This is a genomic window from Dialister sp. CAG:357, from assembly GCF_000435155.1.
Classification (GTDB): Bacteria; Bacillota; Negativicutes; order Veillonellales; family Dialisteraceae; genus Dialister; species Dialister hominis.
The window spans coordinates 1-8,165 of sequence record NZ_FR896444.1; the positions used below are offsets into that span (position 1 = coordinate 1).

The window sequence follows — 8,165 nt, forward strand, 5'->3', positions numbered from 1 at the left end:
AAAGGTGTTCAATTTGAACTTGCAATTTTAGATATTTATCTTTCTGAAAATTTCCATGAAATGGAGAGCGCTGGAACACCCGATTCTATCGGCGATCCCAGAACATAGAAAAAATATAGTTTATTATGCTAAAGAGATATAAGAGAGATGGAGAAATAGAAAACGCCCTCAAGCCTTTAGAAACTACATACCCAATCACAGGCGATAGTTGTAGCGAAACTATCTTGTCTGTTAATGGTTGTAGTTTAACGCTTGATTATCCCATACAGGGGATACTTGCAAGGGTTACAGTATTTCTAAAGCTTGACGGACGCGACGTGATAACCTTACAATCTTATCTTAAAATTTGTGGCAACGGATTAGATAACAATGTACATGTTTTTGAATGGACTCATTCAATTACTAATACATTAACAGATTGTATAGGTTAATCCGGTTTAAAGGTACATAGGTATGGGGCTTGCATAAAGTCCCTGCCTGAGCCCTTTTAATTTATTATATCACGGCAGCAATAAAAAAACCGTGAGTAAATGTGCAGTCATCTTGTCACGGTCCCTTTTATGTGCTGGCAAATTCGATGAGAGAAGTATCTACCATATTTATATTTTTGTGCTATCTGAAAATCATACAACCTCGCTCCGCTCGTTGGAAATCAACCCTAACCGCCACTTCGTGGCCCTCCTTCCCCGTCTGGGAAGGTTAACACCATTTCCTTGCTTCGCAAAAGGAAAACAAACCTCGCTCCGCCCCACTCCCCCAACAAAAAGAGCCGCGGAGATGATTTCTCATTTCTGCAGCTCTTTTGTTTGGATGCTTTTTTCAAGACTTCAGTCTCTCGCCGCTCATCCCATTTTTCTTCTGAGGATTTCGAACCAGGTTTTGTACTTGGTCTCGTCTCCTGCGAGGCATACGCAGTAGAAGTTCATCTCCGCTTCGGGGTCGGAGAAGGGGACGGAGAGTCTGTCTCCGTAGTTTCCTACGACGCGGAGGCTGATGTCGGTCGAGAAGCTGGGGAGCGAGGAGTGTTCCACGACTTCGCGGAAGGATTCCTGGTCGTCCTGCATGCGGAATTTCGAATTCGGCATTTTCCCGCGGACGATCGGGCTCCAGACGCCTACGTTTTTCATCATGAGGAAGTTTTCCCCGTTCAGTTCATCGAAGCGGATGGACGTGTCGTATGCTCTCTTGTGCGAGGGCGGCAGGCAGGCGCAGAGGTGCTCTGAGCCGCAGGGCTCGCTGTAGTGCGCTGCATCGTCCGAGGGGTGATTCAGGATGACGAACTGGTACGTGTGATCGGCAAGGCCGGCAAGGAGTTCCTTCTCCGGCTTGATTTCCGTCGAGACTGTCATCCCCGTGAACGCGTCCGTCAAAAACGGCACGAGCTCCATCATCGGCCCCGGCGCGCAGGAGCCGACCGTGATCGTCCTTCTTCTGCGGTCGAGCGCCTTCACCTGCGCGATCATCTTTTCCTCCTCTCGGAGGATTTCCTTGGCATAACGGGCTGCCATCCACCCGTTTTCGTTCAGACGGATTCTTTTCTTTTCGCGGGTGAAAAGAGGAACGCCGAACGTTTCTTCAAGCTTGTTCATCGATCTGGTCAGCGTCGGCTGTGTCAGATGAAGCACGGAAGCCGTCTCGGACAGCGTCCTGTGCTCGCTGAATACAACCAGGTGCTCCAGCAGGTATGATTCGATCATTTCTCTCTCCTTTCGCAAACCGCCTTCCATTCCATGTTTTTAATTATAAACTGGCATAATATACCTTGCAAGTATATTTTTATACGCATCTTTCATTTTACCCGGCCTCATTTTTCTCCTACAATGAATATGTAAACAGGAATCAAATTCATGAAAGGAGGCACCCATGAAATTACTCATCGCTTATTTTTCCTGGAGCGGCCATACGGAACGGATTGCAAAAATGCTTGCCGTCAAAACAAGGGGGCGGCTTTTCCGGATTGAAAGAAATCCGCCTTACAGCACAGATTACGAGACATGTTCCGAAGTCGAAGGCAAGGCTGACGCAGAAGAGAAGCTGCGGCCTGCCCTGAAGCTCCCTCTCCCGGACATACGCACATTTGACGCGATTTTCCTTGCTTTTCCGATATGGTACTACACCTATCCCGGCGTCATCCGTTCCTTCCTTTCTTCGTATCCTGACTGGATGGGAAAGCCCATTTACATCTTCCCGAACTCACTGGATGAAGACCCCGGCTTCCTTCCCAATACGATGAAAGAAGCGGAAAAAGATGCCAAAAATGCAGAAATCCGTCCCGGCCTTTACAACAAGGAATTGAAGAACATCGACGAATGGCTCGCCTCGCAGGATTTCTTCGAACCCTTGAAGCCCATCAAAAAAAGAGCAAAAAAGGCCTGATTTCCTTCTTATAGGAGAGGCCTGTAATATGCAAAGAATGTATGAATTACTATGTCATTTCATACAGAAAATGTATCAATTTTTTACACAAAAAGGAGATTTGAAATGGAATTTGCCACACTCAATACCGGCGCCAGGATGCCTATGGAAGGCTTCGGCGTCTACCAGATCACAGATCTTGATGTCTGCGAAAAGTCCGTTTATGAAGCCATCAAGGCAGGTTACCGCCTCCTTGATACCGCAGCCGCTTACGGCAATGAATCCGCCCTTGGCAAAGCTGTGAAGCGCGCTATCGCTGACGGCCTCGTCAAGAGAGAAGACCTCTTCATCACGACGAAAGTCTGGGTGCAGGACATGCACAAGGCAGGCGACACCTACGCATCCGTAAAACGCTCCCTTGCGCTCTCCGGCCTTGATTACTTCGACCTCGTCCTCCTCCATCAGGCCATAGGCGACTACTTCACCGCTTACAGAGACCTCGAAAAAGCAGCCAAAGACGGCCTCACAAAAGCCATCGGCGTATCCAACTATTTCCCGTCCATCCTCGTCAACCTTTGCGAAAACGTGGAAATCATCCCGGCCGTCAACCAGATCGAAGCGCATCCTTTCTTCACCCGTGAAGAAGACCTCCGTGTCATGAAATCCTACGGCATCGTTCCGCAGGCATGGAGCCCGCTGGCTGAAGGAAATTACGGCATCTTCACCGATCCGGACCTCACCGCCATCAGCAAGAAGTACGGAAAGACCGCAGCACAGGTCGCTCTCCGCTGGAACGTGCAGAGAGGCTTCTCCATCATCCCGAAATCCACTCACGAAGAAAGAATCAAGGAAAACCTGAACATCTGGGACTTTGCGCTCACTGAAGATGAAATGAAGACCATCAGCGCCAAGGACAAAGGCAAGAGCGGCATCATCAACCACTTCGATCCGGACCTCGTCAAGAACCTCAACCATCTTTCATTTGAACATTAATTGACAGTATAAAGGAGAACACCATGGAAACATTCACATTAAATGACGGCGTCGTCATCCCGTCCGTCGGCTTCGGCGTATTCATGATTCCCGTCGGCGATGAAACTTACAATGCTGTACGCACAGCTCTGTCCCTCGGCTACCGCCACATCGACACCGCAGCTGCTTACTTCAACGAAGCAGACGTAGGCCGCGCCATCCGCGACAGCGGCATTCTGAGAGAAGAAATCTTCGTCACCAGCAAACTCTGGCTTCAGGACTACGGCTACGAACCGGCCAAGAAGGGCATCGAGACATCCCTGAAAAATTTAGGTCTCGGCTACATCGACCTCTACCTCATCCATCAGCCATACGGCGACGTACCGGGCGCATGGAAAGCTATGGAAGAAGCCAAGAAAGAAGGCAAGATCCGCTCCATCGGCGTTTCCAACATGACACTGAAGATCTGGAACTCCTTCGTTCCCCAGTTCGACACCATGCCAAGCGTCAACCAGGTCGAATGCAACCCGCTCTACCAGCAGAAGGAAATCCGTAAGCTCATGGCAGAACACGACGTCCGCCTCGAAGCATGGTACCCGCTCGGCCACGGAGACAAAGCCCTCCTTGAAAACCCCGTCATCACAGACCTCGCTGAAAAATACGGAAAGAACCCGGGCCAGATCATCCTCCGCTTCGAAAACCAGAAAGGATTCATCGTCCTCCCGAAATCCACCCACGAGAAAAGAATCAAAGAAAACATCGACATCTTCGACTTCAAGCTCACCGATGAAGAAATGAAATCCATGGAAGCCCTGGATACAGGCAAAGGCCACCACAACCCGGATGCACCGGGCGTAGCAGAAATGCTCCTTGCCAACTTTAAAGTACATGACTGATAGATAATTAAAAAGAAGCTGCAGGAATGAGCCATCATTTCTGCGGCTTTTTTGCTTGCATATTTGATTAGAGAATACCAACACATTTATATATTTGCGCTATCTGAAAACCTCAAAACCTCGCTGCGCTCGTGGAGATGAACCTCCTCAGACGACTCCGTCGCCAGCTCCCCCTACGGGGCGAGCTCTGACACCCTTAAACCGAACTTCGTTCGATGAAAAACCATAAAACCTCGCTGCGCTCGTGGAAATGCAACTCATCCGAGAAATTTTTAAAAAGCAAAAATTTCCCACCTTCTCCTGCCGGAGCAAGGTTAAGACCGGCCTACGGCCCTGAAAATCAGGACTCAGTACATCGCAGTTTGATAAATCAAGACTCAGTACATCGCAGTTACATAGCCGTTCGCGACGATACGGAAGGTTTTGACCTGCCCCAGCGGGGAAGAATGCCTTTGACCTTGCCCTGGAAGGGAAGGTGCCCGACCTTAAATTCTGATGTCGGGCGGATGAGTTGCATTTCTTCAGCCGCTAGGCTGGTTTTATGGTCTTTAGAAAATGCATTTTCTAAAGTTTTCGGGAAAGGGGTGCAATATTCATCGATTTTTCCAATATAAAAGGTTCCTCGAACGAAGTTCGGTTGTACGTTTTTAAAGCCACATCCCTCTCCTATCCTCACTCATGTATTTATTCAATGGACTTATTCAAAAGTTTTTCATGAGAACATTTGGTTCGAATCGAGGGGGTTTTGTTCTGCTCATTTTGGCCTGACCATAAAGTGACCGGCATTGGGATTTGCCCATGGATTCGGGATTTCCTCTTTTCTTTCATTCTCATGATTTCGTTTGAAAAGTCTGTTTTTATCAGATGCTGCCGCATGCGGGGAGCAGCGGGGAAAAATGTGGGTTGACTTTCTCCGGTTTTTGACTCTGAAGGAAATTCTGTTCGATTTGCATGGTTTTCCACATGCGCTTTTTCTTAAATGGTACACTTTCCTTTAAGGTGGTTTATGGGGTCCCGGAGTCCTCCTCAAAATATATAGAGGAAAATCTTTCCATTGGGAATGGACAGCGGACAAATATTCCACTATCTGTGAATAGTCCGTTAAACAGGAAGGAAACCGGCTTCCTGCAATCAGTTCTTTTGACTTTCGCTTTACTTTGTCATATTTTTTTACAGGCGTTTTCCCCTGTGAAAAGTGAATTCACAGTTTCCACAGGTGTGAATTGTGAATTCATGTCCTGAAATCGGCTTGGTATCGAATGAATCTACAGATAGAAATCCTTCTTTTATATGAGTTATTCACACTAATTCACAGTTTTCTGTGTATATCTCCAGTGGACAGTGAATTTTTTCCTGCTTATTATCGTGAAAATACCAATTCACACAATTTTTTTACACAGCCTGTGGATAACTGTGAATAACTCTGTGAATATAGTGAACAACCTTATGTTCGGTTCCATTTCGTGTGATGTCGTGTATGCTTAATCGAAATTTTTCATTAGATTTGTAAAAACGGGGTGAATTTCTTGACAGCCCTATTTTGCAATGCTATAGTAATGGCAAGCTTCATACAGGCAGTGAAGAGAAGAGTATGAAAACAGGATCCGGCCAAGAGAGCTCCGTTTGGTGAGAGGGAGTACGGATACGTTTCAGAAGATGGCCTCTGAGCCTGGCGTGCCGAATAGTGAGGCAGCCCGGGATCTCCCGTTACAGAGACAGGGTATCGGAGTTTCTCCCGTACCTGCGAGGCTGGCAGAGTGATCTGCCGGTAAAATTGGGTGGTAACACGAACAGACGCTTCGTCCCTTTGGGGCGGGGCTTTTTTTGTTTCCTTCCCGGCTGCTTTCCTGTGAAGTTTCCATCATTCTGCATTTAGTAAGGAGGTCTCTTTTATGAAATTAAAAACTACCATTGCTCTTTCCCTGGCAGCGATTGCCTTTGCCGGTGTCATTTCCGGCTGCGGCGGCGACAAGAAGCCGGCTGCTTCTTCTGCTGCTGTGAAAAATGAAATTTCCGTAGGTATTACACCTGGCTATTCTGAACAGGTCATGGAATATGCAGCCAAGGAAGCTGCTAAGCAGGGTCTGACTGTCAATATCAAGACATTCTCTGACTATGTCACCCCGGACCAGGCTCTGGCTGCCGGCGACATCGATCTGAACTCTTTCCAGCACGGCCCGTTCCTGCAGGCTTTTAATGAAAAGAACGGGACCCACCTTGTTTCCATCGGAAATACATACCTCGCACCGCTCCGCGTTTATTCCAATAAGATCACCAGCATCAAAGACGTTCCGGACGGCGCAAAGGTTTCCATCCCGAACGATCCGTCCAATGGCGGACGCGCTCTGCTCCTTCTGGACCACAACGGTCTCCTGAAGCTGAAACCGGGCACCGATCCGACAAAGGCAACGATCAATGATATCGCTGAAAATCCAAAGAAACTGGAAATCATCGAACTCGAAGCTGCCCAGCTCCCGCGTTCCCTCGATGATGTAACGATTTCCGTCATCAACGCAGGCTATGCGAAGTCCGCAAACCTGGACTCCAAGAAAGCACTGGCTACTGAAGATAACACGTCCCCATACGTCAATATCATCGCAGCCCGCGAACAGGATAAGGACAACCCGACCTACCAGAAGTTCGTCAAGATCTTCCAGAGCGACAACGTCCGCAAGTATATCAACGATAACTTCTCCGACGGCCTCGTTCCGGCATTCTAAGAAGGAAAATGAAAAGACTGCAGCAAAATGTGCCATCATTTTGCTGCAGTCTTTTTTATTTCCTTAGTCCATATCTTTTTCCCATACTCGGAGTGTATGGACGCCGGCTTTGTCGCCTTCTTGTTCGAGCTTCTGGATTTCTTCTTCTGTGAGTCTCACATCCATGGCAGCGGCGGCTTCTTCTACCTGTTTTACTTTCGTGACGCCAATGATCGGAAGGGTGCCTTTGGCAAGGGCCTAGGCGATGGCGGTCTGGGACGGGGTGATGTTATGCGCTTCCCCGATTTCCTTCAGGGCTGCAAGGATGCCGTCCAGTTTGTCCATGATGCCGTTGTAGCTCTTTCCTCTTCCGCTTCTTTCTGGCATGAGGTGGTCTTTGTCATACTTGCCAGTGAGGGCGCCCTGTTCGAGGACCATGTAAGCGTAGAAGGTGATGCCCTCTTCTTTGCAATAGTCCAGGATGCCTGCACGTTCGGACGACCTGTGGAGAAGGCTGTAATGGTTCTGCACGGCTGCGACGTGAAGGCCTTCTGCCGAAAGGATTTCCTCTGCTCTTTTGATTTCTTCTAAGTTATGATTGGAAACGCCGACGGCGCGTGCTTTGCCGCTTTTCACGACGGGGATGATTTCCTTTGTCCATCTTTCCACGTCGGCCGGATTGTGGATCCAGTACAGGTCGACGTAGTCGGTATGGAGGCGTTTCAAGCTTTCATCCATCATTGTTTCGGTGGGATGCTCCACGTCTTTGGCAATCTGCGGGGTGAACTTGGTCGAGATGTAGAGATCGTCCCTGTCGCAGTCATCAACGAATTTGCCCAGAATCGTCTCAGAAGCACCCATTCCGTACACGGCAGCTGTGTCCCATAGATTGAGTCCCAGTTCCATGCCGCGGCGGAATACGGGCCATAAATCTTCTTTTGTGAGTGTGTTTCCAAATACACGGTCTCCGCCATTTCCGCCTACGCCCCAGGACCAGGCGCCCATAGCGATTCCTGCTGTTTTTTTTCTGTCCTAATACCTCCCCCTCCGTCCTATCGGACGGCCACCGGAGCCAAAGCTCCGCAAACTCTTCCCTTCTATTATATGGCAGCCATGCGGCTATGTTAAATATTTATTTTGCTTTATATGAATCAATTTAATTAAGCATGACGAAATTAAAAAGGACTGCAGCATTTTCACTGCAGTCCCTTTAATATCCTTAAAGGTATTCCGATACGTCTTT

Annotated in this window: 6 protein-coding genes and 1 other annotated feature; of the genes, 4 read left to right on the plus strand and 2 right to left on the minus strand. The window is 48.4% G+C overall.

Translation table 11 applies throughout. The features are described 5' to 3' along the window. Positions 1-842: 842 nt before the first annotated feature. Positions 843-1,697 (minus strand): LysR family transcriptional regulator, encoded by an 855-nt coding sequence (locus tag M3200_RS06535; protein WP_022382732.1) that lies wholly within the window; start codon positions 1,695-1,697, stop codon positions 843-845. Between the two features lie 166 nt (positions 1,698-1,863). On the opposite strand from M3200_RS06535, the gene M3200_RS06540 reads away from it, so the two are divergent. The 4 genes from M3200_RS06540 to M3200_RS06555 all read left to right on the plus strand — a co-directional run bounded on the left by M3200_RS06540 (position 1,864) and on the right by M3200_RS06555 (position 6,943). Further along, a complete protein-coding gene (locus tag M3200_RS06540; RefSeq protein WP_022382733.1) occupies positions 1,864-2,376 on the plus strand; it encodes a flavodoxin in 513 nt (170 codons plus the stop codon). Positions 2,377-2,481: 105 nt separating this feature from the next. Beyond that, positions 2,482-3,348, plus strand: a complete 867-nt coding sequence (locus M3200_RS06545) for an aldo/keto reductase (protein ID WP_022382734.1) — start codon at positions 2,482-2,484, stop codon at positions 3,346-3,348. Between the two features lie 23 nt (positions 3,349-3,371). Then, the gene (locus M3200_RS06550; RefSeq protein WP_022382735.1) at positions 3,372-4,223 is read left to right on the plus strand and encodes an aldo/keto reductase; all 852 of its coding nucleotides are present in this window, start codon (positions 3,372-3,374) and stop codon (positions 4,221-4,223) included. A gap of 1,568 nt (positions 4,224-5,791) precedes the next feature. Further along, positions 5,792-6,033 (plus strand) — a binding site (T-box leader). Between the two features lie 82 nt (positions 6,034-6,115). Next, entirely contained in the window at positions 6,116-6,943 is an 828-nt protein-coding gene (locus tag M3200_RS06555; protein ID WP_022382736.1) for a MetQ/NlpA family ABC transporter substrate-binding protein, read from the plus strand. A 237-nt stretch (positions 6,944-7,180) separates the two neighbouring features. Here M3200_RS06555 and M3200_RS06560 read toward each other — a convergent pair whose 3' ends face one another. Beyond that, complete coding sequence (locus tag M3200_RS06560; RefSeq protein ID WP_022382737.1) at positions 7,181-7,927, minus strand: aldo/keto reductase; 747 nt, start codon at positions 7,925-7,927, stop codon at positions 7,181-7,183. Positions 7,928-8,165: the final 238 nt, after the last annotated feature.